The organism is Rhizobium sp. BK650, from assembly GCF_014195325.1.
Taxonomy (GTDB): Bacteria; Pseudomonadota; Alphaproteobacteria; order Rhizobiales; family Rhizobiaceae; genus Rhizobium.
Genome location: NZ_JACIBK010000007.1, coordinates 168619 through 190759 on the forward strand (window position 1 = coordinate 168619; position 22141 = coordinate 190759).

General features: G+C 58.7%; 24 protein-coding genes. 15 read left to right on the forward strand and 9 right to left on the reverse strand.

Features of this window, described 5'->3' with window-relative positions; genetic code table 11:
* The first annotated feature begins 39 nt into the window (after positions 1–39).
* Positions 40–1533, forward strand: coding sequence for a trigger factor (tig, locus tag FHX15_RS18375; RefSeq protein ID WP_184399604.1), 1494 nt, complete (start codon positions 40–42; stop codon positions 1531–1533).
* An 87-nt stretch (positions 1534–1620) separates the two neighbouring features.
* Here tig and FHX15_RS18380 read toward each other — a convergent pair whose 3' ends face one another.
* From FHX15_RS18380 to FHX15_RS18390, 3 genes are all read right to left on the reverse strand, one after another.
* Positions 1621–3300 (reverse strand): B12-binding domain-containing radical SAM protein, encoded by a 1680-nt coding sequence (locus FHX15_RS18380; RefSeq protein WP_409527021.1) that lies wholly within the window; start codon positions 3298–3300, stop codon positions 1621–1623.
* A 406-nt stretch (positions 3301–3706) separates the two neighbouring features.
* On the reverse strand, positions 3707–5113 hold the full coding sequence (gene sthA, locus FHX15_RS18385; RefSeq protein ID WP_184399608.1) for a Si-specific NAD(P)(+) transhydrogenase: 1407 nt from the start codon (positions 5111–5113) through the stop codon (positions 3707–3709).
* Positions 5114–5212: 99 nt separating this feature from the next.
* The gene (locus FHX15_RS18390; RefSeq protein ID WP_246778990.1) at positions 5213–5755 is read right to left on the reverse strand and encodes a dual specificity protein phosphatase family protein; all 543 of its coding nucleotides are present in this window, start codon (positions 5753–5755) and stop codon (positions 5213–5215) included.
* A 281-nt stretch (positions 5756–6036) separates the two neighbouring features.
* On the opposite strand from FHX15_RS18390, the gene FHX15_RS18395 reads away from it, so the two are divergent.
* Entirely contained in the window at positions 6037–8346 is a 2310-nt protein-coding gene (locus tag FHX15_RS18395) for a DNA/RNA non-specific endonuclease (protein ID WP_184399612.1), read from the forward strand.
* Positions 8347–8427: 81 nt separating this feature from the next.
* On the opposite strand, the gene radC is transcribed toward FHX15_RS18395, so the two are convergent.
* Complete coding sequence (radC, locus tag FHX15_RS18400; RefSeq protein ID WP_184399614.1) at positions 8428–9237, reverse strand: RadC family protein; 810 nt, start codon at positions 9235–9237, stop codon at positions 8428–8430.
* 8 nt (positions 9238–9245) lie between these two features.
* Positions 9246–10082, reverse strand: coding sequence for a type I methionyl aminopeptidase (map, locus tag FHX15_RS18405; RefSeq protein WP_184399616.1), 837 nt, complete (start codon positions 10080–10082; stop codon positions 9246–9248).
* A 248-nt stretch (positions 10083–10330) separates the two neighbouring features.
* On the opposite strand from map, the gene FHX15_RS18410 reads away from it, so the two are divergent.
* From FHX15_RS18410 to FHX15_RS18420, 3 genes are all read left to right on the forward strand, one after another.
* Entirely contained in the window at positions 10331–10990 is a 660-nt protein-coding gene (locus FHX15_RS18410) for a TetR/AcrR family transcriptional regulator (RefSeq protein ID WP_184399617.1), read from the forward strand.
* A 120-nt stretch (positions 10991–11110) separates the two neighbouring features.
* A complete protein-coding gene (locus FHX15_RS18415; protein ID WP_184399619.1) occupies positions 11111–11284 on the forward strand; it encodes a hypothetical protein in 174 nt (57 codons plus the stop codon).
* Positions 11281–11610, forward strand: coding sequence for a DUF6105 family protein (locus FHX15_RS18420; protein WP_184399621.1), 330 nt, complete (start codon positions 11281–11283; stop codon positions 11608–11610). Before FHX15_RS18415 ends, FHX15_RS18420 begins: the two co-directional genes overlap by 4 nt.
* Here FHX15_RS18420 and ruvX read toward each other — a convergent pair.
* Entirely contained in the window at positions 11550–12041 is a 492-nt protein-coding gene (ruvX, locus tag FHX15_RS18425) for a Holliday junction resolvase RuvX (RefSeq protein WP_184399623.1), read from the reverse strand. The two genes, FHX15_RS18420 and ruvX, sit on opposite strands and share 61 nt — an antisense overlap.
* Before the next feature lie 176 nt (positions 12042–12217).
* Here ruvX and FHX15_RS18430 point away from each other — a divergent pair, with 176 nt between their 5' ends.
* The 4 genes from FHX15_RS18430 (at position 12218) to FHX15_RS18445 (ending at position 15313) form a co-directional block, all read left to right on the forward strand.
* Positions 12218–12922, forward strand: coding sequence for a metal-dependent hydrolase (locus FHX15_RS18430; protein ID WP_184399625.1), 705 nt, complete (start codon positions 12218–12220; stop codon positions 12920–12922).
* A 125-nt stretch (positions 12923–13047) separates the two neighbouring features.
* Positions 13048–13335, forward strand: coding sequence for an Asp-tRNA(Asn)/Glu-tRNA(Gln) amidotransferase subunit GatC (gene gatC / locus FHX15_RS18435; protein ID WP_184399627.1), 288 nt, complete (start codon positions 13048–13050; stop codon positions 13333–13335).
* Positions 13336–13393: 58 nt separating this feature from the next.
* Entirely contained in the window at positions 13394–14875 is a 1482-nt protein-coding gene (gatA, locus tag FHX15_RS18440; RefSeq protein ID WP_184399629.1) for an Asp-tRNA(Asn)/Glu-tRNA(Gln) amidotransferase subunit GatA, read from the forward strand.
* A 162-nt stretch (positions 14876–15037) separates the two neighbouring features.
* Positions 15038–15313, forward strand: coding sequence for a hypothetical protein (locus FHX15_RS18445; protein ID WP_184399631.1), 276 nt, complete (start codon positions 15038–15040; stop codon positions 15311–15313).
* A gap of 50 nt (positions 15314–15363) precedes the next feature.
* On the opposite strand, the gene FHX15_RS18450 is transcribed toward FHX15_RS18445, so the two are convergent.
* Complete coding sequence (locus FHX15_RS18450) at positions 15364–15621, reverse strand: YjhX family toxin (RefSeq protein ID WP_184399633.1); 258 nt, start codon at positions 15619–15621, stop codon at positions 15364–15366.
* A 320-nt stretch (positions 15622–15941) separates the two neighbouring features.
* Between FHX15_RS18450 and FHX15_RS18455 the strand changes: the two genes are divergently transcribed.
* From FHX15_RS18455 to FHX15_RS18480, 6 genes are all read left to right on the forward strand, one after another.
* On the forward strand, positions 15942–16451 hold the full coding sequence (locus tag FHX15_RS18455) for a GNAT family N-acetyltransferase (RefSeq protein WP_184399635.1): 510 nt from the start codon (positions 15942–15944) through the stop codon (positions 16449–16451).
* Between the two features lie 76 nt (positions 16452–16527).
* Positions 16528–18030: an Asp-tRNA(Asn)/Glu-tRNA(Gln) amidotransferase subunit GatB gene (gatB, locus tag FHX15_RS18460; RefSeq protein ID WP_184399637.1), complete on the forward strand. Its 1503-nt coding sequence runs from the start codon at positions 16528–16530 to the stop codon at positions 18028–18030.
* Positions 18031–18095: 65 nt separating this feature from the next.
* Entirely contained in the window at positions 18096–18602 is a 507-nt protein-coding gene (locus FHX15_RS18465) for a GNAT family N-acetyltransferase (RefSeq protein ID WP_184399639.1), read from the forward strand.
* A gap of 1 nt (position 18603) precedes the next feature.
* Entirely contained in the window at positions 18604–19071 is a 468-nt protein-coding gene (locus FHX15_RS18470) for a GNAT family N-acetyltransferase (RefSeq protein ID WP_184399923.1), read from the forward strand.
* 102 nt (positions 19072–19173) lie between these two features.
* On the forward strand, positions 19174–19569 hold the full coding sequence (locus tag FHX15_RS18475; protein ID WP_184399640.1) for an NADH:ubiquinone oxidoreductase subunit NDUFA12: 396 nt from the start codon (positions 19174–19176) through the stop codon (positions 19567–19569).
* A 116-nt stretch (positions 19570–19685) separates the two neighbouring features.
* On the forward strand, positions 19686–20126 hold the full coding sequence (locus FHX15_RS18480) for a DUF2155 domain-containing protein (RefSeq protein WP_112545739.1): 441 nt from the start codon (positions 19686–19688) through the stop codon (positions 20124–20126).
* A gap of 28 nt (positions 20127–20154) precedes the next feature.
* On the opposite strand, the gene aat is transcribed toward FHX15_RS18480, so the two are convergent.
* Positions 20155–20772 (reverse strand): leucyl/phenylalanyl-tRNA--protein transferase, encoded by a 618-nt coding sequence (gene aat, locus FHX15_RS18485; protein ID WP_184399643.1) that lies wholly within the window; start codon positions 20770–20772, stop codon positions 20155–20157.
* 7 nt (positions 20773–20779) lie between these two features.
* Positions 20780–22132: an acetyl-CoA carboxylase biotin carboxylase subunit gene (gene accC / locus FHX15_RS18490; protein ID WP_184399645.1), complete on the reverse strand. Its 1353-nt coding sequence runs from the start codon at positions 22130–22132 to the stop codon at positions 20780–20782.
* Positions 22133–22141: the final 9 nt, after the last annotated feature.

Here is a 22141-nt window from a genome sequence, read left to right on the forward strand (position 1 = left end):
GTCTGGGCACGGCCGCCACGGAAATGAAGGTAGGAAGACATGCAGGTTATCGAAACGCTCGCTGAAGGGCTGAAGCGCGAAATCAAGGTCGTTATCCCGGCCAAAGACATGGAAAGCAAGCTGAACGAACGCCTTGCCGACGTAAAGGACAAGGTTCGCATCAACGGCTTCCGTCCAGGCAAGGTTCCGCCCGCTCACCTCAAGAAGGTCTATGGCAAGTCCATCATGGCCGATCTCGTCAACGAGATCGTTCGCGACCAGCCGACCCAGATCCTGTCCAGCCGTGGCGAAAAGTCTGCTACGCAGCCGGAAATCAACATGACGGAAGACAAGGACGAGGCGGAAAAGATCCTCGCCGCCCAGCAGGATTTCGAATTCACGCTGTCCTACGAAGTTCTCCCGCCGATCGAACTGAAGTCCAACAAGGGCATCAAGGTCACGCGCGAAGTCGTCGATATCTCCGACGACGAAGTCAACGAGCAGGTTCTGAAGGTCGCTGAAAGCGCCCGCGACTACGCCGAGAAGAAGGGCAAGGCTGCCAACGGCGACCGCGTCAAGATGGACTATGTCGGCAAGGTTGACGGCGTTGCCTTCGACGGCGGCACCGATCAGGACGCTGAACTGGTTCTCGGTTCCGGCCGTTTCATCCCGGGCTTCGAAGACCAGCTCGTCGGCGTCAAGGCCGGCGACGAGAAGACCATCACCGTGACCTTCCCAGCCGACTATCCGGCGAAGAACCTCGCCGGCAAGGAAGCCACCTTCGACGTCACCGTCAAGGAAGTTGCCGCTCCGACTAACGTCGAGATCAACGACGAACTTGCCAAGAAGCTCGGCCTCGAATCTGCCGATCGTCTGAAGGAAATCGTCCGCGGTCAGATCGAATCCCAATACGGTTCGCTGACGCGCCAGAAGCTGAAGCGCCAGATCCTCGACCAGCTCGACGAGATGTACAAGTTCGATACCCCGTCCAAGCTCGTCGAAGCCGAATATAACGGCATCTGGAACCAGGTCAGCAACGACCTCGCCCAGTCCGGCAAGACCTTCGAAGATGAAGACACGACCGAAGAACAGGCACGCGAAGAATACCAGAAGCTCGCCGAGCGCCGCGTTCGCCTCGGCCTCGTTCTCTCCGAAATCGGCGAAAAGGCCGGCGTCGAAGTGTCCGAGGACGAAATGCAGCGCGCGATTTATGAGCAACTGCGCCAGTACCCGGGCCAAGAAAAGCAGATCCTCGAGTTCTTCCGCAGCCAGCCGGGTGCCGCCGCTTCGATCCGCGCTCCGATCTTCGAAGAAAAGGTCATCGATCACCTGCTGACCGAAATCGACGTCACCGACAAGAAGGTAACGAAGGAGGAACTGCTCGCCGACGAGGAAGGCGAGTCTTCCGAAAAGGCCGGCACCAAGAAGGCTGCTCCGAAGAAGAAGCCTGCTGCCAAGACCGAAGCTTCAGCAGACGCCGCTGAAGGCGAAGAAGCTGCACCGAAGAAGAAGGCCGCTCCGAAGAAGAAGGCTTCCGAAGACAGCGCCGAATAATCGGCCTTCAGGATTGAATAAAAAGCCCTGTCGCTCGCGACAGGGCTTTTTTGTTGACCCTTTGAAATCAGACCGGCGATCTGCCGGTCAGATGGCTTTGCGGGCGTGAGTCAGTTCGGCAACTTTCTTGATATGGCTGACGGCAGCAGTACCGCCGGCGGTCTTGGTGAAGAGGTCGAGAACATCCTCATCATCGTCACCAACCGGCGTCAGGGCCTTGTCCATGTAGGACTTGGCATCGGCTTTGCGCGCAATCAAGAAGGCCGAAACGCTGAGATTGATGATCGTGCCGACAAGCGAGATGTGCTTGCGAATGGTGTCGAAGGCAAAACGTGGCCAGAACAGCAGCGGATGCTCGCTCTTCAGGCCAGGGCGCCGCTCCGAGGGATGCTTCAGGCGCAGAAGGCCGCTCTGCAACGGATGAACGTTTTCAAGCGGCACGGTGGTCGCAAACGAGACCAGAACCTTGACGAGACTGCTCAGCTTGATGCCGGTTGCCGCGCCGCGGCGCAGCAGTGTCTTCATATGCTCAGGCGAATAGTAGAGCGACCAGGCCTCTTGGTAGATACTCTCCCATTCATGCTTGCTCATCTTCGGATGCGCGGTGCAGACATGTTCGACGTCGTAGATATTGAGATCGGCATCCATCTCGACCCCCTTCCTCCAGAGAACCTGATGGTCCTCGGAGCCGGGAAGGGGCGTCAGAACGAAGAACTCGATGACGTCGAGCGGCAGCTCTTCCTGAATGATCTTGATATCGCGGCGGATCGATTCCGGTGTGTCGGACGGGAAACCGAGAATGTAACCGGCCAGCGTCATGATGCCCTGCGCTTTCCAGGCCAGCAGCATCTTGCGGTACTCGGTGATCTTGTTCTGGTTCTTCTTGGCAGCGGTCAGATTGTCCGGATTGACGTTTTCGAGGCCGATGAACACACGCGTGACGCCGGCTCGTTTCGATTTTTCAATGAAATTCGGGATTTTGTGGCAAAGCGTATCGACCTGGATCATCAGGCCGAGCGGAATACCGTCCTTTTCCCGGAGCTCGATCAGCCGGTCGAAGATCGCTTCCCAATCCTTGTTCCGGGCGAAATTATCGTCGGTGATGAAGAATTTATGGATGCCTTGTGCCCAGTTCATGCGCACCAGCTTCTCGACATCGTCGGCTGAGCGGAAGCGGGATTTGCGGCCCTGCACATTGATGATCGTGCAGAATGAGCACTGATAGGGACAACCGCGGCCTGCGTCGAAACTCGTGCTGAGGCCGAGCGTGCGCTGAATATTGTCCTTCGGCAAGAAGGGCACCGGCGTGCCGCCTATCCCCGGAAGATCGTTCATGAAATTATAGAGCGGTTTCAATTCACCGGCGGCCGCATCGCGCAGCACCAGTTCCAGCCGTCCCTCGGCTTCACCGGCAAACATCGAAACGCCCATCTTGCGGCATTCCTCGAGGCCGATCGCGTCGCCGTCGAGCATCGACAGGCAGCCCGAGATATGAAAACCACCCATCGAGACGGGCAATCCGGCATCTCGGAACGGGCGGGCAATATCGAGCGCGCGGGGGTACTGGTTGGACTGAACGCCGACGAGGGCGACCATCCCGAAGTCACCATGGCGCTTGAACTGCGAGAGCAGCGCTGCAAAATCGATGCGAGTATTGGTCTCGTCGATAACGGTGATGTCGATCGCAGTATCGGCGCCGAGGATTTGCCGCTCGGCACAATCGGCGGCAATCCCGTAGATGGCTGCCAGTGAATTGGAGGGAATCATCGCCCGCCACCAGCGGATCACATAGCCGTCATCGTCATAGTGCGATGGTTTTATCAGGATGAGCTGAAACCGCTTGCGAGCAGCCGCTGAAATATCGGACAAATATCCATCTTTCGTTATGGTCTGCGTACCGGGGCACTGCAGACCGGTCTAAGACATCGATCTCATGCTGTTGAAAGCGTGCACCCTACTTGGGAAGGCGATAAGGAAAACGCAATAGAACGAAACCGGATGCAGCCCGGCCGGAGCTTACCAATATCTTTTGACATAGGATATAGGTAGTTGACGCAGGGGGTACTCAACCGCCGGCAACACGCCGAGGGACTTGTTGCTTTCACATAAGCATTCAATATCAACAACTAAGTGTTTGAAAGCCGAAAGGAGAGGGGGCAATCCCCTCTCTTACTCAGAGTTCCGACTTTATGTCGCCCATGCGGTTCCATGCATCGAGGCCGGCTATCTTGTAGGCTTCGGCAAGCGTCGGATAGTTGAACGTATTCTCGACGAAATATTCGACGGTACCCTTGAGGTTAAGCACGGCCTGGCCGATGTGGACGAGCTCGGTTGCACCTTCGCCGACGATGTGCACGCCGAGAAGGCGGCGTGTCTTCAGCGAGAAGATCAGTTTCAGGAGACCGGTATCCAGGCCCATGATGTGACCGCGCGAGGTTTCGCGAAAACGGGCAATACCGCATTCATAGGGAATGCCGCGCTCCTTCATTTCCTCTTCCGTCAGTCCGCAGGTCGAAATTTCTGGCACGGCATAGATGCCGTAGGGGAAGTATTTCTGCGGCTCTTTGGCGACAGCGCCGATTGCGACGCGCGCGGCAATGCGGCCCTGTTCCATCGAGGTCGAGGCAAGGCTCGGGAAGCCGACGACGTCGCCGGCGGCATAGATATTGGGAACGGAGGTCTGGAAGGTTTCGGGATTGACCTTCAGTCGGCCTCGGCTGTCGGGTTCGATGCCGACTGCCTGCAAGTTCAGCATATCGGTGGCGCCCATTCGGCCGGCGGCGAAGAGCACCATGTCGGTCACTAAATGGCGGCCATTGTCGAGCGTCAACTGCACCTTGCCGCTATCAAGCCGTTCGACCTTCTCGGCCTTTGTGCCAAGCAGCAGCTTCATGTTGCGGTCGCGCAGCTGATAGGTGAAATCCTCGACGATTTCCTTGTCGATGAAGTCGAGCATGGTCGACTTCGGATCGATCACGGTCACGGCCGTATCGAGTGCGGAAAAGATCGTTGCATATTCGATGCCGATGACGCCGGCGCCGATGACCACCATCGTGCGGGGCAGTTCTTCGATATCGAGCAACTCGTCGCTGTCGAGCACGGTCTTGTTGTCGAAGGGCATGTAATCCGGCCGGAAGGGCTTGGTACCGACAGCAAGAAGAATGCTGACGCCGGTTACCGTCATCGTCTCGCCGTCATCCTTGATCACTTGCAGCGTATTGGCATCGACGAAACTTGCCTTGCCTCGGATGTGCTGGACGCGGTTCCGGGCGAACTGATGCTCCAGCACTTCGACTTCATGATTGAGCGTTATCAGCAGGCGGCGGCGCAGGTCTTCGGCGCTGATTTCCTGCTTCACGCGGTAGCTGCGTCCGTAGAAGCCACGTTCACGCCAGCCGGAAAGATTGAGTGCGGTTTCGCGCAGCGTCTTCGAAGGGATCGTGCCGGTATGGACGGACACACCGCCGACGCGTTTTCCTGCCTCGATAACCAGCACTTTCTTGCCGAGCTTTGCAGCCTGGATTGCGCCGCGGCGCCCTGCCGGGCCGCTGCCCACTACCACGAGATCGTACTGGAACATCCTTTAGCCCCGAGCTGGAATTGGAATCATATTGCGACGCGAAATGTCGCGCGTTCATCGGTAGCCGGTCAATGTTACAGTTTGTATTCCGATGAAGTTTTACGAGTTCGAAAAGCCAAATAGTGGCTCAAGTCTTTCGAAGGTCTCGTCCATTGCATAGGCGCCGATAAAGAACAGCGACAGATGGCCGTAGGTCAGCGAAATCTGCGATTCTGCGGCCATCTCGCCCTCTTTGGCAACGCCGGCGACGTAAATGGCGGAAGCGAGCCCCGTCCGGTCGGCGCCGGCTTTGCAATGGATGAGCAGCGGCTTCGGCGCTGCCGCCATGATCGCCATCAGCTGCCGACCTTCGTCGATGGAGAGTTCCTTGGTCGCCGACATGCGGAAATCGATATGCTGGACATTGAGGCCCTTCGCCGCCGCGACCTCGTTGTCGTACCAAGCCGCACCGGTATCGTCGCCACGCAGGTTCAGCACAGACTTGATGCCATACTCCTTGACGAGTTCGCCGAGCTTTGCGGGAGAGGGCTGGGCGGACCGGTAGACCTCGCCCTCGACGACAGCGTGTACGTTCGTTGAGAGCTGCAGATATCCAAGATAGGCGCCCGTCACCACAAGCAGCAGAAGCGTCAGCCGTATCAACGCTCGGAGGGTTGGCGGCCTGTATAAACGACCCGGAGAAGAGCCCATTATTTGTCCCGTACGATTGCCTGCTATTCAGCTTCGAGAACGCAAAAAATGGCTTTTTCAAGCCTTAGCCGGATTTCTTATATCAGACTTGGGCCGCCGAGGCTCCCTCATCTGCCGTCGTCGCCAAAAATGAGAGTCGACATACACGTTGAGGGGGAATAATACGTCGTAGATCTGCAACGATTGAGAGCTACTTTCACAAGGCATTCCTTGGGGGGGAACAAGTGGCGGCCATGTCGCGCAATCTGCAGGAGGCGGTCCGCAAAGCGGAATGGCGCGCACGCAATCTCGGCGGTGATCTTGCCATTCTAGCGGCCTCGGTTCGTTCTGCTCCGCCCAATGCTGTGGCCAGCGACGACGAGAAACACCAGCGCCGTGATTTCCTCGATGCCCTCTATGGCTCCGCCGGCGATGCCGAGAAGGCCTATGAACGCATCATCGTCGGCAACGAACTGCAGGACGCGAGCTATCTCGTGCGCGGCGCCATCGCAGCGCGCGCCGTCTTGCGCATCGTGCTCCGCGGACCGAGCGGTGCCCCGATCGGTTACGGCACCGGTTTCCTCATCGGCGATGGCGTGCTGCTTACCAATCATCATGTGATCGAGGGGCAGGAAACAGCCCGCAATGCAGAGGCAGAAGCGTTTTACGAGCGGTCGGCGATGGGCGACGACCTTACGCCGTGGCGCTTCAGGTTGCAGCCTGAGGTCCTGTTCTATACATCCGAAGCTCTCGATTTCACCCTGGTCGCAGTGTCCGAGCGCGACCGCAGCGGTGCCTTTTCCCGTTCCGCACTCGGATGGCTGCCGCTGCTCGGCCAGCCTGGCAAGGCGCTTGAGGGCGAATGGCTGACCATAATCCAGCACCCGGAGGGCGAGCGCAAACAGATCTGCGTCCGTGAGAACCAGCTGATCAAGCGCGACACGGATGTACTTTGGTACTCGACCGATACGCTCGGCGGCTCGTCCGGATCGCCGGTCTTCAACAACGACTGGCTGGTTGTGGCGCTGCATCACGCCGGTCAGCCCGAAACGCGCAACGGTAAATGGCAGACGGTCGATGCCCGGGATTATAACCCGGCGACCGACGGCGAGGATCGCATCAAATGGATCGCCAACGAAGGCATTCGGGCCTCTCGTATCGTCGAGACGCTGCGCGCGGATCCGAAGATTGCCACCCATCGCCTCGTCGCCCCCATCGTCGCTACCGAAGTGCAGGACGTCGACGTGCGCCTGCCGGTGCGCTTTACAGCGGGGCAGGTGCTTCCCAACCTGCTTGCCCCCGATGCGCCGGGCATGCCGACAGTGCCGCCATTGACAGCAATGGTTACAGCATCTGCGTCCTCCGGTGGCGGCCCACTTGCCGCCGCCGTCGCCATGCCAAGACAATTTCATCCGAACCAGCATCAGTCAGATCCCGGGGAGACCAGCATGGCCAAGCATCTCACGCTCAATCTGCTCGTCGATGACGACGGCACCGTTTCCCTCCTTCAGGGCGGAGCCACGGAGGCGGCGCTCCTGTCAGGCGAAAGCGCTGCCGCCAAGGTGAAAAAGAACGTGATCGACGCTCCCGTCAATCCTCAGGACGATTGGGCTAAGGCCAAGGGATATCGTCCGGATTTTCTGGGTACCGGCGATCTGAGGGTGAATTTGCCGAAGGTGAGCCAGACCCAGCTGATCGCACCGTTGCGCAACGCCTATGGCGAGACGTTCAGCGATGCTGAGCGTGCTGCTGGCGTCCTCAATTATGACGGCTACAGCGTGGTCATGAACAAGGAGCGCCGTTTCGCCATCTTCTCGGCCGCCAATGTCAGCTGGAACATGCGGCCCGGGATCACCGGACGCACGGACCAGTGGCTCTATGACGATCGTATTGACCGCGCCCACCAGATCGACAACAGCTACTATCGCAGCAACAAGTTTGACCGCGGCCACCTTACGCGCCGCGAGGACATGGAATGGGGTGACAATCCGATTGAGGCGGTACGCCGCGCGAACGGCACCTGCACCTGGACCAACTGCACGCCCCAGCACTCGATCTTCAATCAGGACAAGAGCCCCGATCCGGCTGTTCATCTCTGGCAGGGCTTGGAGCGCTACATTCTAGAGGAGCGGGTCGAGCAGGGGCAGTTCAGTGCGCAGGTGATTACCGGTCCTGTCTTCGGAGTCGGCGATCCCGTCTATCGCGACATTGCCTATCCGCTCGAATTCTGGAAGGTGGTCGTGGCGATCGCACAGGGAGGAACGCTCTTCGCGACGGCCTATGTGCTGAGCCAGAAGGCGGTGATCGACCAATTCGGGCTTGAGGTGGCGCCTGTCGAACCTTTTGGCGCCTACGCTACCTACCAGCGACCGATTTCTGCGATCGAAGATCTGGCCGGATTGCAGTTCACCTATGGCAACGACAAGCCGCTTCGTGACCTCGATCCGCTGGCGACCGCCCGAGGTCGCACACAGAGCGGCCGCCGGCGGGTTGCCACGACGGAGGCCTTCGGTTCGTCTGGGGACGATGCGCTGACCAGGTTCGAGGACATCGTTCTGTTCTGACGGATGACCGCTCCTTGCCAGGGGATCGCAATCCGGTCCCGAACACATCGGATAGAGCGGTTAGTGTAGCCGGGATGCCAATCAGATCAGACGCAGCCCTTTGAGGCTCGCCTGTCCGTCTTTGCCGATGATGATGTGGTCATGAATCGCAATGCCGAGTGGCTTTGCTGCCTCGATGATCATCTTTGTCATGTCGATATCGGCGCGCGACGGCGTCGGGTCACCCGATGGATGATTGTGCACCAGAATCAACGCCGTTGCCGAAAGTTCCAGCGCCCGCTTCACTACCTCGCGTGGGTAGACGGGTGTGTGATCGACTGTTCCACGCCCCTGCACCTCGTCAGCAATCAGCACGTTGCGCTTGTCGAGGAAGAGAATACGAAACTGCTCGCGCGTCTCATGCGCCATGGCGGCGTGGCAATATTGGATAACCGACGACCAGGAGGGAAGCACCTGCTTGTTCCTGAGCTCACTCTTCAATGTACGGTGAGAAATTGCCGATATCAGTTTCAGGTCGAGCGCCACTGCCTCCCCGACGCCCTTTACTTCCCGCAGCAGCGCCGTCGGTGCGCCGAACACGCCCGATAGCGACCCGAAGCGCTCGATCAGTGCCTTGGCAATCGGTTTCGTATCGCGGCGCGGGATCAGTCGGAAAAGCAGAAGTTCCAGAATTTCGTAATCGGCAAGCGCCGTATCGCCTTGTTCGCGAAAGCGATCGCGCAACCTCTCGCGGTGGCCGTGATAATGCTCTTCCTTCGCAGGTTGCGCGGGCAGAGCGCTCTTTTTGCCAGTGGCTGACTGTACGAAAAACGTGCGTTCGTCGATGATAACGTCATCATCCACGCCGAAAGGCAATTCGTCGCCGGTCTGTGGAACGGGACCTCTCGCCATTGATGATGTCACCCGTTGAGCGGCGGCAGGCCCGGTCGGTCGAGGCCGGCGGGCGAAAGGGTGAAGATCTCGCAGCCGTTGGCGGTGACACCGACCGTGTGTTCGTACTGTGCCGAGAGCGAGCGGTCGCGCGTTACGGCCGTCCAGCCATCCGCCAGCACTTTCACATGCGGGCGTCCGAGATTGATCATCGGCTCGATGGTGAAGATCATGCCTTCGCGCATTTCCGGCCCTTCATTAGCCCGGCCGTAATGCAGGATATTCGGCGAATCGTGGAAGAGGCGGCCGACACCATGGCCGCAGAAGTCGCGCACGACAGAGCAGCGCTCGGCTTCCGCATAGGTCTGGATCGCTTCGCCGATCGCGCCGGTACGTGCGCCGGGGTGGACGGCAGCAATGCCGCGCATCAGCGATTCGTAGGTCACTTCCAGCAGCCGTTCGGCAGCACGCTTGATCTGGCCGACCGGATACATCCGGCTCGAATCCCCATGCCAGCCGTCGACGACGAAGGTCACATCGATATTGACGATATCCCCCTCGCGCAGCGGTTTGTCATCGGGAATGCCGTGGCAGACCACATGGTTGATCGAGGTACACGTCGACTTTGTATAGCCCCGATAGTTCAGCGTCGCCGGATAGGCGCCATGATCCATGCCGAATTCGAAAACGAAGCGATCGATTTCGCTGGTCGCGAGGCCGGGCTCGACGACATCGGCAAGCGCATCAAGGCAGCGCGCCGTCAGCTGGCACGCATTGCGCATCCCCTCGAATGCTTCAGGACCATAAAGCCTGATGGCGCCGGTATTTTTCGGCGGCGCGGTTGCAGCTTCGATATAATTCACCATTGCAAGGCCTTAGCAGAAATTGTCGTCTCTTTTCATAATGCAGCTATGCCGGGTTCGTCCATCGCGATCAACCGCATGGGCAAGATTTCTCGGACGCGTTGTACCGGGTGAAGAAATGCCGCCGGGCCGCCCACCAGCGTCAGCAGAGTAGTGGACTATCAATATCCACAGTCTTCTCAATTAGATAGGATTGAAGGCGGAAAATTCCACTGTTACTCACCGATTGGTGACAGACCGGGGTTGACCGAATGCTGAATGAAACTGCCGTGGCCGTGCTCGAACAGTCGAGTGCCACCGAGCCTGAAAAGCGTATCCGTGACAGAAGCGCCACTGAGCGCGCCATCCTGAAGGCGGCCAAGAACCTGTTGGCCGAAGAGGGTTTCCAGAATTTCGGCATTAATGCCGTCGCCCGCCGGGCCGGCTGCGACAAGCAGCTCATCTATCGGTATTATGGCGGTCTCGACGGTCTCGTCGAGGCGATCGGCACCGATCTTGGCAACTGGGTCAAGGACCGCATCCCCGAGGATGCCGGTGGCATGTTCCTCTTGACCTACGGCGACCTGATGGAACGGCTGGCGCTGCTTTTCCTGGAAGCGCTACGCGACGATCCGCTGATGCGCCGGGTTGTTGCCTGGGAAGTTTCCGAAAATACCGAGCAGGTGAAGCGTCTTTCAGAAGCGCGTTCGAAGTCTCTCGGCCAATGGCTCGACCGCATGCGTGGGTCGCTGACGCCGCCGAAGGGAATCGATGTCGCGGCGGTCAATGCGCTGATCTTCGCATCTATCCAGCATCTCGTGCTTGCCGCTGCAGCCGGTGGCCAATGTGCAGGTCTGGTGCTGAAGAACAACAAGGACTGGGAAAAGGCAGCGATCGCGCTGAAGCGGCTAGTGCGCGGCGTCTACGGCTAAATCATCCACAGGCGACGTTCGGGTGTTAACCTTAACAATTGGTTTACGTTGCGTGACGCCGGTTAACTCGCCAGTGTGATCCACATTAGAAATGTAACGAGTGTGGATCCGAGTTCAGTCATGGGAACCAGAGCAGCCAGAGCCGCGGTGCTTGTCGCGGCGATGATGTTTTTCGCCGTTTTGGCACTGGATATTGCCGTGCCCACGCTCGTGCTCTGCATCATGGCGTCGTCCGTCTGGCTCGTGTCTTTTGATACGCCGGTCCTGCGTAAGCGCGAAGGAGAAGCCGCATGAAGTGGTTTCTGATCTTCTGGGCCGGTCCGATTGTCTTCCTGGCGGGATGGTACTGGCTTTCCTATTATGATCTGAACTTCGGCATCTTCATGCTGACCCGGCAGGTTCACGACCTGACCTTCCAGATTTACGGCAAGGTGCTCGGCCTGCCGCCTCAGGAAATCCCGCCGCTTGTCGCGCGCGCCATTGCCGTCGACAGCCTTGTCGTCTTCGCCATCATGGGCTTCCGCAAGCGCCATCAGATTTCGGCATGGTGGAAGGCGCGTCACGCTTCTGTGTCGTCAACCGATCTGGCGAGCAAGGAAAGCCTGTCAAGCACTCCCTGAAGAATGAAGCTCGCCGCTGCCGAATCGATGCGTTCTGCGCGTTTTGCCCGCGAAACATCCATCTCCAGCAGAGCCCGTTCGGCTGCGACCGTCGATAGCCGCTCATCCCAATAGATAAAAGGAAGAGCGGTCTTCTGCTCCATGTTGCGCACGAAGGCGCGTGTGGCCTGTACGCGTGGCCCTGCCGATCCATCCATATTCATCGGCAAACCGATCACGAAGGCCGCTACCTTTTCTTTCGTGGCGAAGGCCAGCAGGGTCTCGGCATCGATGGTGAATTTCTCGCGCCTGATCACCGGACGCGGCGTCGCGAAGCGGCGTCCGAGATCGGACATGGCGAGCCCGATCGTCTTCGTGCCAAGATCAAGGCCGGCAATTGCCTGTCCGGGCGCGAGCGTTCCGGCCAGTTCTTCGATCGTCAGCACCGTCATTGCCGTGTTATCCCGTCAAGAGAAATTGAAGCTTCCGCCGCTTTTCTTTGCAGCCATATCGGCTATTTCCTAGAGCAATTCCAGGAAAAGTGCGAAACGGTTTTCCGGTCACAATTGCCCAACGCTTTCCTGGCCTCCGACATCGCCTTTGCATCACGTAATAAAGGAGACTTTTCATGAAGATCACCTGGCTCGGCCATTCTGCTTTCCGCATCGAAACGAAAGCCGCCAAAATTCTGATCGATCCTTTCCTGACCTATAATTCTGCCTTTGCTGGTCAGGACATCAAGGACGTGACCAACGGCATCACCCACATCCTGCTGACGCACGGTCATGGCGATCATGTCGGTGATACGGTGCAGATCGCCAAGGACACCGGCGCCGTCGTTCTCGCCAATGCCGATCTCGCTTCCTGGCTCGGCACCAAGGGCGTGGAAAAGCTCGAAATGGGCAATACCGGAGGCACCGTCTCGCTCGGCAGCTTCACTGCGACCTTCACCAATGCACTGCATTCCTCCGCCCAGACCACGGAAGACGGCGTTTCCCATTCGCTCGGCAGCGCGAACGGCCTGATGCTGCATTTCGACGACGAGCCGAGCCTTTTCCATATGGGCGACACGGATATCTTCTCCGATATGGCACTGATCAACGAGCTGCATCAGCCGGATATCGGCATCGTGCCGATCGGCGACCGCTTCACCATGGGCGGTGCAGTGGCGGCTCTCGCTTGCCAGCGCTACTTCAACTTCAAGACGGCCATTCCCTGCCACTACGGCACCTTCCCGATCATCGACCAGACGCCGGAAAAATTCGTTGCCGGCATGGAAGCGTCGAAGACCGACGTGAAGGCGCCCAAGCCTGGCGAAAGCCTGTCGCTTTGATGCATAAGCGCTAAAATCCCGGTAAGTTTGAGGGCGGGAATTCTGCATTGCCGAAAAGGCAAACCCGTTGCACAGGACGGACATGGTCTTTATAGCGATAGGAAAATTCCTATCCGGAGAATGCCATGTCCGTCGACCTCGCCACCGTTAAGCGCGTTGCGCGCCTTGCCCGTATTGCCGTCTCGGAAGAAGAGGCAAATCGCATGGTTGGCGAATTGAATGGTATTCTCGGCTTCGTCGAGCAGCTTTCCGAGGTGAATATCGAGGGCGTCGAGGCGATGACCTCGGTAACGCCCATGGACATGAAGAAGCGCGCCGATGTCGTCGATGACGGCAACAAGGCAGCCGATATCGTTGCCAATGCCCCGGTGAGCGACCACAATTTCTTCCTGGTGCCGAAAGTCGTCGAATAAGGCTTTGACCGCCTCTTTCCGACACTGTTGCCATTTCCAGATTTGAAGCGAAAACACGATGAGCGAACTTACCAGCCTGACCATTGCCGAAGCCCGCCATAAGCTGCGCGCCAAGGAGATCACCGCGACAGAGCTGACCGAAGCCTACATTTCGGCGGTCGACGCGGCTAATGGCCATCTCAACGCCTATATCAAGGTCACGCCGGATCTCGCCCGTGTCATGGCGAAGAACTCCGACGAGCGCATTGCAGCCGGCAAGGCAGGCGATCTTGAAGGCATTCCACTGGGCATCAAGGACCTGTTTGCAACCGTCGGCGTGCACACCCAGGCCTGCAGCCATATTCTCGACGGTTTCGAGCCGCGATATGAATCGACGGTTACCCAGAACCTCTGGGACGACGGCGCAGTGATGCTCGGCAAGCTGAACATGGACGAGTTCGCGATGGGCTCTTCCAATGAGACCTCACACTACGGCGCCGTCATCAACCCCTGGCGTGCCGCAGGTTCCAACCAGCAACTCGTTCCCGGCGGTTCGTCCGGCGGTTCGGCTGCAGCCGTTGCCGCCCATCTCTGCGCCGGTGCGACCGCCACCGATACTGGTGGCTCGATCCGCCAGCCGGCCGCCTTCACCGGCACGGTCGGCATCAAGCCGACCTACGGCCGCTGCTCGCGCTGGGGCACGGTTGCCTTCGCTTCCTCGCTCGATCAGGCCGGTCCGATCGCTCGCGACGTTCGCGACGCCGCGATCCTCTTGAAGTCGATGGCAAGCGTCGACGCCAAGGATACGACCTCGGTCGATCTGCCGGTTCCGGATTATGAAGCTGCCATCGGCCAGTCGCTGAAGGGCATGAAGATCGGCATTCCGAACGAATACCGCGTCGATGGCATGCCGGATGAGATCGAAGCCATCTGGCAGCAGGGCATCGCCTGGCTGAAGGATGCGGGCGCAGAAATCGTCAATATATCGCTGCCGCACACGAAGTATGCGCTGCCGGCCTATTACATCGTGGCGCCCGCAGAAGCCTCCTCGAACCTCGCCCGCTATGACGGTGTGCGCTACGGACTGCGCGTCGACGGTAAGGACATCGTCGACATGTACGAGAAGACGCGTGCCGCCGGCTTCGGCAAGGAAGTCAAGCGCCGTATCATGATCGGCACCTATGTTCTGTCCGCCGGTTACTACGACGCCTATTACCTGCGCGCCCAGAAGGTTCGCACGCTGATCAAACGCGACTTCGAACTCGCCTTCGATGCCGGCGTCGACGCTATCCTGACGCCCGCCACACCGTCCTCGGCCTTCGGCGTAGCCGACGAGAACCTCGCTGCCGATCCAGTAAAGATGTATCTGAACGACATCTTCACGGTGACGGTCAACATGGCCGGCCTGCCGGGCATTGCCGTTCCCGCCGGCCTCGACCATAAGGGCTTGCCGCTCGGCCTGCAGCTCATCGGCAAGGCTTTCGACGAAGAAACCCTCTTCAAGACTGCCCACGTCATCGAACAGGCCGCGGGCAAATTCTCGCCGGCCAAGTGGTGGTAACAAGCCTAAGATCCGAAGATTGCCGACGCTGACCACAGGATGGTCGGCGTTGTCGGTTCTGCCGGTAAGGCGTCATCAATCTTCGCGATTGAAGAAAAGCAGCCGCCATCTCGGATTTCGAGGCGGCGCCTGTTATAGAAGGACGATTGCGGGGAGGGCCTTATGCCGAAACGGGATCTTGCGCGGTTGATCGAGGCTTTTGATCGCCTCGCTGCCAAAGGCTTCAAAATAGGTGCGGAGTGGGAGGCAGTTCATGATATCTGCCAGAACCACGAGGGTGAACAGCCTTTCGACTGGGGGCATGCACTCTGTCATCGTATCGAAGGCGACGACTGGAACGCCGGCTACTGGTATCGCCGTGCCGGTAAGACTATCGGCGCCGGCACGATCGCCGAGGAGTGGATGGCGACGCGCGCAGAGCTTTCGGAAAGGCTTTAATCCGTCACGGCCGCGCGACAACTTCGTCACGCGGCCATGGTCTTGTGAGGCTATCTGTTATCGAGCTGCGACCTGACCAGTTTCAGCCCTCTGTCCGTGATCCGATAAGGCTGGCCGGCGGAAGATTTGATCGCCTTCAGCCGTTTCAGCTTACGAAAAAGCTCCAGACCGAAGCCGGGATAGACCCAGCCGTCGCGGGTGAAGCAGTTCACAGTTTCGATCTTCTTATTGTCGTCGCGGGTAATTTCGACACGGCCGCCCTGGGCCATAAGGTGCAGGATGCGCTGCTCTGCGCGCGAGATGTCCATTGCTGTTGATCCGGAAACGCGCCTTCACGAAGGCGCACAAAAACGATCTGGCGTTCGGGCTTAGCCGATACGCCGCGGCTTCGTTTTTCGGGTCCATGCGCGCGAGCCTGTGCTTGCGGGCAGGGACCGTTACCGGGACTCAGACAGGTTAGACATAAAACACCTCTGGCGCGTCTTTTATCAGCAACCACAATCCGGTCAAGCCGGACGAGGCTTACGGCGAAAGGCCGATCGAAATGCTTTCCTCTTTTATCTCATTGGAGGGACTGGAAAATTACCCGACTCAATGGTCTACTCCCTGTTGTAGAGCGGAGGTGCCATTGATCCACATTCGCAATGCCCGCGAAGGCGAAACGGAACTCTTGAGCGAGATCGGCTTACGAGCGTGGCAACGAGCGATGGCATTGATCGGCGAATCGGACGCCATGACGGATGGAGCCCGCAACGCCTTCCGGACTTTTGTGGATAACAATTGGCTGACCATCACTGTCGTCGAACAGAACGGACAGGTTGCCGGTTGGGCGGCGCGCGAGGGGCTGGACGAGACGATTTCCGACTTCTGGATCGACCCGAGCTTCAACCGACAGGGGCTAGGCACCGCTTTGCTGGAGCGTATCGAGGCCGATATTTTTGAGCGGGGCTTCGAGGAGGCGGCAATGCAGACCCACTCGGGAAATTCCGAAGCAATCGCCTTCTTTCAGAAGCACGGCTACTCGATCCACTGGCTCTCGGTCGCCTATAATCCGAAGCTCGATCGTGACGTACCGTCCGTCGGGCTCACCAAACATCTCGGCCCGCAGGAGTCGGAAGGTTACGGCCCCGGTTTCTAGACCGCTGAAGCCTTGCACCGGCAGGCCATTTCCTTTACCTCACCAGTTGAAAAGAACAGCCTTCGAAGAGCATCTCATGACCATTGTCGACGTTCGCACGCCTGATCCGAAACGTTATATCCCCGGCGCCACCGGCGATTGGGAAGTCATCATCGGCATGGAAGTCCATGCCCAGGTGCTCTCCAATTCCAAGCTGTTTTCCGGCGCTTCGACGGAATTCGGTCGGCCGCAGAATTCGAACGTGTCGCTCGTCGATGCCGCCATGCCCGGCATGCTGCCTGTCATCAACGAGGAATGCGTCAAGCAAGCTGTGCGCACCGGTCTCGGCCTGAAGGCTCTGATCAACAAGCGCTCGGTCTTCGACCGCAAGAACTATTTCTACCCGGACCTGCCGCAGGGTTATCAGATCTCCCAGTTCAAGGATCCGATCGTCGGCGAGGGCAAGATCGTCATCTCGCTCGGTCCGGACCGTCAGGGCCAGTTCGAGGATATCGAGATCGGCATCGAGCGCCTGCACCTGGAGCAGGACGCCGGCAAGTCGCTGCACGACCAGCACGCAACCATGTCCTATGTGGATCTCAACCGTTCCGGCGTGGCGTTGATGGAGATCGTCTCCAAGCCGGATATGCGCACCTCCGATGAGGCCAAGGCTTACATGACGAAGCTGCGCTCGATCGTGCGCTACCTCGGCACCTGCGACGGCAACATGGACGAGGGCTCCATGCGCGCCGACGTCAACGTCTCGGTGCGCCGTCCGGGCGAGCCCTTCGGCACGCGCTGCGAAATAAAGAACGTCAACTCCATCCGCTTTATCGGCCAGGCAATCGAATATGAAGCCCGCCGGCAGATTGGTATTCTCGAAGATGGCGGCACGATCGATCAGGAAACCCGCCTGTTCGATGCGAACAAGGGTGAGACGCGTTCCATGCGCACGAAGGAAGATGCGCATGACTATCGCTATTTCCCTGATCCGGACCTGCTGCCGCTCGAATTTGACGATGCCTTCATCAGTGACCTGGCCAAGCATCTGCCGGAACTGCCGGACGACAAGAAAGAGCGTTTCGTTCGCGAGCTCGGTCTCTCGATCTACGACGCTTCCGTACTGGTTTCGGAAAAGGCGATTGCCGACTATTTCGAAGCCGTTGCCGAAGGCCGCGACGGCAAGGCGGCTGCCAACTGGGTTATCAACGATCTGCTCGGTGCGCTGAACCGCATCGGAAAGGGTATCGAAGAAACGCCGGTTTCCCCGGCTCAGCTTGGCGCCATCATCGACCTCATAAAGGCCGAAACCATCTCCGGCAAGATCGCCAAGGACGTCTTCGAAATCATCCTCAACGAGGGTGGCGATCCAAATGAGATCGTTGAAAGCCGCGGTCTGAAGCAGGTGACGGATACAGGCGCGATCGAAAAGGCCGTCGATGAGATCATCGCTGCCAACCCGGACCAAGTCGCCAAGGTTAAGGCCAAGCCGACGCTTGCCGGCTGGTTCGTCGGTCAGGTCATGAAGGCGACCGGCGGCAAGGCCAATCCGCAGGCCGTGCAGGCCCTCGTCAAGGCAAAGCTCGGCATTGAGGAATAAGCCAAAGGGCGCTGCCGAAACGTGCGAAGCGGTTTTCGGTAGTCGGATGCCGTAAGGAGAGGGTCTTGGTTTATTTCGTCCGTACGGCCAGCGAGCGGGATCTGGAGAAGGTCCGCTCGTTGCTGGTCGAGAGCTTCCACGCGGCCTATGACGCGAGCCACGGCGTTGCAAAGGTCAACGAACTCGTTGCCCATCTCTTTTCACCAGCTGCGCTGAAGGCGCGGCTGGTGAAGAAGAATGCCGAATTCCTGGTCGCCGATGACGGCCGGAATATTGGTGGCGTCGGTTATGCAGCAATGTCATCCGAGATGACGAAGACCGTCATGCTGCATCTCCTCTACGTGAAACCGGATCTGCAGCGTCAGGGCATCGGTCGCGATATCTTCGCCGAACTCGAAACCTGCTTTCCCGATGCCGAGATCATGCGGCTCGAGGTCGAGGTTCAGAACCAGGAAGCCGCCCATTTCTACACACGGCTCGGTTTCGTCGAAGCCGGCCGCAACGAGAACAGCAGCGCCGGTCAGTCCGGCATTCCGACGCTGGTCTTCGAAAAGGCCCTTGAGCTCCACTGACATGGCATCGGACGACATCATCATTCGGCAAGCGCGCGAATCTGATCTGCCGGCTTTGATAGCCATGTTTGCTGCCGATCCACTCGGCGGCCATGGGGATACGACCGATCCGGAGGCCTATCCGGATTATCTCAGCGCCTTTGCGACGATCGCAGCCTCGCCCGACCACACGCTTTACGTCGCCGAATGGAATGGCGATGTCGTCGGCACCTTCCAAACGGTGATCACCACTTCGCTCAACGGACGCGGGTCATCCGCCATGATCATCGAGGCGGTTCAGACGCGGGCCGACCTGCGCGGGCAGGGGATCGGTTCGCGGATGATTGAATTTGCGATTGCCGAGGCGAAAAGTCACGGCGTGCGGCTCGTCCAGCTGACATCGAATGCGGTGCGCAAGAATGCCCATCGTTTCTATGAAAGGCTAGGATTTAAGCCGTCGCATCTCGGCTTCAAGATGGCTTTGAAATGACCGCAGTTTGGGTGGGAATCACTGGACAATTCGGCTTGGCGGCGGCATAAGCGAAAAAGCCTATCTGCTTTCGTCCGCGTCCTGCGGCCACGAGGAAAAGACATGATCAAGTTCCTGCTGCACACCTTCACCTGGTGGAACAATTATACTTTCGGCACGCTGTTCGCCCTTCGCGGCTTCAAGCGCGTTGGTGAAGATGAGTTCGGCAACGTCTATTACGAAGGCGGTCTTTCTTCTTACGGCCTGCCCAAGCGCTGGGTGATATATAAGGGGTACGCGGAAGCTTCTGCCATCCCTCCAGGCTGGCACGGCTGGATGCATCACCGCACCGACGTTCCGCCGTCCAAGGAAAACTACGTTGCAAAAGAGTGGCAGAAACCGCACCGCGCCAACCCCACTGGCTCGCCGCAGGCTTACCGTCCGCCGGGCTCTCTGGCTGCGACCGGCGAACGTCCGCGCGTGACCGGCGACTACGACGCCTGGACGCCAGGCAACTGAGATCAAGGCATCTGAGGGCGGGCTCTGCCCCGCGCTTTGGCCACAATTGACCTTTACCCGCAGGTTAGCCGCAATGGTTGCGGTCGTGAATCTGATATGTGCTGGAGACGGGTAGTATGAAGCTTTCCCTGCGAAACATGGTCCTGCCGGCTGCGGGAGCTGTATCGCTATTGGCGCTGTCCGCCGGGCTTCTTTCCAATCAGGCTCAGGCCGCCCGCATTGACAATCCTGTCGCCGTCTTCTCAGGTCTCGACAAGATCACCGGCCGCATCACCACCTTCGACGTCTATGTCAATGAAACGGTTCAGTTCGGCGCCCTGCAGGTCACGCCGAAGGCCTGCTATTCTCGCGATCAGTCGGAAGCCCAGAAGATTGACGGTTTCGTCGAAGTCGATGAGATCACGCTGGACCGCAAGATCCGCCGCATCTTCACCGGCTGGATGTTTGCCGACAGCCCTGGCCTCAACGCCGTCGAGCATCCGATCTATGACGTCTGGCTGAAGGACTGCAAGCAGAACTCTGATGTCCCGCCACCGGATAGCGCCGGCGCGAAGTAAATGTCTTTTCTGACGAAATGAGAGTTGCCTAGAATTCCAGATGCGGCGATTCCATCGCTGCTGCCAGCAGCAGCGCATAGTCGGCCTTGGGCACGTCGATCGCTCCGAACGTCTTCAGATGCTCTGTGGTGAACTGCGTATCGAGCAGCGTGAAGTGTTTCTGCCGTAAACGTTCCACCAGATGCACGAGGCAGATTTTAGAAGCGTCAGTCCGCCGCGAGAACATGCTTTCCCCGAAAAAAGCGGAGCCGAGCGACACGCCATAGAGCCCGCCAACAAGTTCATCGCCATCCCATGCTTCGACAGAGTGAGCATGTCCCATGCGATGCAGGGCGGAGTAGAGCGTTTTGATCGTCTCGTTGATCCAAGTATTGGGGCGATCGGATGTCTCTTGAGCACAAGCAATAATGACAGAATCGAAATCGCTGTTGAAGCGGATGTCGAAGGGCTTCCGCCGGATCGTCTTTCGAAGGCTTTTGGAGACGTGGAAACGCTCATCGAGCGGCAGGACGCCGCGAACATCAGGTTCGACCCAGAAGATTTCCGGGTCGTCGGCGGATTCCGCCATCGGAAACAAGCCGATGGAATAGGCGCGCAGGAGGATTTCCGGGGTAATGCCTGGTGATTTCCTGCGCGCTCCTGCCATTCCTGTCCTATGCTGCGGGTTTGCTGTTCGCGAGATACTTTTCCAACCAATGGATATCATAATCGCCATTGGCGATATCCTGGTTGGAAACGAGATCCTGGAACAGTGGCAGTGTCGTCTTGATCCCGTCAACGACAAATTCGTCAAGCGCGCGGCGCAGACGCATCATGCATTCGACGCGCGTGCGTCCATGCACGATCAGCTTGCCGATGAGGCTGTCGTAATAGGGCGGGATCTTGTAGCCCTGATAGGCGCCGGAATCGATGCGCACACCAAGACCGCCTGGCGCGTGGAAATGCGTGATTGTGCCGGGCGAGGGCACAAAGGTGCGTGCGTCCTCGGCATTGATGCGGCATTCGATGGCGTGCCCTTGAAAATGCACCTCATCCTGCGTCACCGAAAGTCCGGCCCCCGAAGCGACGCGAATCTGCTCATGCACGAGGTCGATACCGGTGATGGCCTCCGTCACCGGATGTTCTACCTGCAGGCGGGTGTTCATCTCGATGAAGTAGAATTCGCCATTTTCGTAGAGGAATTCGATCGTGCCGGCACCGCGATATTTCAATTTTTTCATGGCGTCGGCGCAGATCTGGCCGATCTTCATGCGCTGCTCGACATTGAGGGCAGGGGAATTGGCTTCCTCCCAGACCTTCTGGTGCCGGCGCTGCAGCGAGCAGTCGCGTTCACCGAGATGGACCGCATTGCCTTCGCCATCGCCAAACACTTGGATTTCGATGTGGCGTGGCTTTTCCAGATACTTTTCCATGTAGACGGCATCATTGCCGAAGGCAGCCGCCGCTTCGGTGCGTGCCGTCGACCATGCTTCGATCAGATCGGCTTCAGTCTTGGCGACCTTCATGCCGCGTCCGCCGCCGCCGGCCGTTGCCTTGATCAGCACCGGATAGCCGATATAGGCAGCCGTCTTCAGAGCATCCTCTTCGGTCTTCACTTCGCCGTCCGAGCCGGGAACGACAGGGATGCCGAGCTCTTGTGCCGTCGTCTTGGCGGTGATCTTGTCGCCCATGATGCGGATATGCTCCGCCGTCGGACCGATGAAGGTGATGCCGTGAGCTTCAAGAATATCGGCGAATTTGGCGTTTTCCGACAGGAAGCCATAGCCCGGATGGACGGCATCCGCGCCGGTGATCTCACAGGCTGCGACTATCTGATGGATGTTGAGATAGCTCTCGCGCGACGGCGGGGGACCGATGCACACACTTTCATCGGCAAGGCGCACATGCATGGCATCTGCATCGGCCGTCGAATGCACGGCCACGCTTGCAATACCGAGCTCCTTGCAGGCGCGCAGCACGCGAAGGGCGATCTCGCCGCGGTTGGCTATGAGGATCTTCGAGATCATGGCTGAAGC

Bases quoted from the DNA above. Each gene is read 5' to 3' on its own strand.
- sthA (WP_184399608.1), bottom strand. From the start codon at position 5,113: ATGTTCCAGTACGATCTCGTGGTAGTGGGCAGCGGCCCGGCAGGGCGC.
- gatB (WP_184399637.1), top strand. From the start codon at position 16,528: ATGACCATTGTCGACGTTCGCACGCCTGATCCGAAACGTTATATCCCC.
- FHX15_RS18475 (WP_184399640.1), top strand. From the start codon at position 19,174: ATGATCAAGTTCCTGCTGCACACCTTCACCTGGTGGAACAATTATACT.
- aat (WP_184399643.1), bottom strand. From the start codon at position 20,772: ATGGCAGGAGCGCGCAGGAAATCACCAGGCATTACCCCGGAAATCCTC.
- map (WP_184399616.1), bottom strand. From the start codon at position 10,082: ATGGTGAATTATATCGAAGCTGCAACCGCGCCGCCGAAAAATACCGGC.
- FHX15_RS18380 (WP_409527021.1), bottom strand. From the start codon at position 3,300: ATGATTCCCTCCAATTCACTGGCAGCCATCTACGGGATTGCCGCCGAT.
- gatA (WP_184399629.1), top strand. From the start codon at position 13,394: ATGAGCGAACTTACCAGCCTGACCATTGCCGAAGCCCGCCATAAGCTG.
- tig (WP_184399604.1), top strand. From the start codon at position 40: ATGCAGGTTATCGAAACGCTCGCTGAAGGGCTGAAGCGCGAAATCAAG.
- accC (WP_184399645.1), bottom strand. From the start codon at position 22,132: ATGATCTCGAAGATCCTCATAGCCAACCGCGGCGAGATCGCCCTTCGC.
- FHX15_RS18445 (WP_184399631.1), top strand. From the start codon at position 15,038: ATGCCGAAACGGGATCTTGCGCGGTTGATCGAGGCTTTTGATCGCCTC.
- FHX15_RS18450 (WP_184399633.1), bottom strand. From the start codon at position 15,621: ATGGACATCTCGCGCGCAGAGCAGCGCATCCTGCACCTTATGGCCCAG.
- FHX15_RS18410 (WP_184399617.1), top strand. From the start codon at position 10,331: ATGCTGAATGAAACTGCCGTGGCCGTGCTCGAACAGTCGAGTGCCACC.
- FHX15_RS18480 (WP_112545739.1), top strand. From the start codon at position 19,686: ATGAAGCTTTCCCTGCGAAACATGGTCCTGCCGGCTGCGGGAGCTGTA.
- FHX15_RS18395 (WP_184399612.1), top strand. From the start codon at position 6,037: ATGTCGCGCAATCTGCAGGAGGCGGTCCGCAAAGCGGAATGGCGCGCA.
- radC (WP_184399614.1), bottom strand. From the start codon at position 9,237: ATGGCGAGAGGTCCCGTTCCACAGACCGGCGACGAATTGCCTTTCGGC.
- ruvX (WP_184399623.1), bottom strand. From the start codon at position 12,041: ATGACGGTGCTGACGATCGAAGAACTGGCCGGAACGCTCGCGCCCGGA.
- FHX15_RS18430 (WP_184399625.1), top strand. From the start codon at position 12,218: ATGAAGATCACCTGGCTCGGCCATTCTGCTTTCCGCATCGAAACGAAA.
- FHX15_RS18420 (WP_184399621.1), top strand. From the start codon at position 11,281: ATGAAGTGGTTTCTGATCTTCTGGGCCGGTCCGATTGTCTTCCTGGCG.
- FHX15_RS18415 (WP_184399619.1), top strand. From the start codon at position 11,111: ATGGGAACCAGAGCAGCCAGAGCCGCGGTGCTTGTCGCGGCGATGATG.
- gatC (WP_184399627.1), top strand. From the start codon at position 13,048: ATGTCCGTCGACCTCGCCACCGTTAAGCGCGTTGCGCGCCTTGCCCGT.
- FHX15_RS18470 (WP_184399923.1), top strand. From the start codon at position 18,604: ATGGCATCGGACGACATCATCATTCGGCAAGCGCGCGAATCTGATCTG.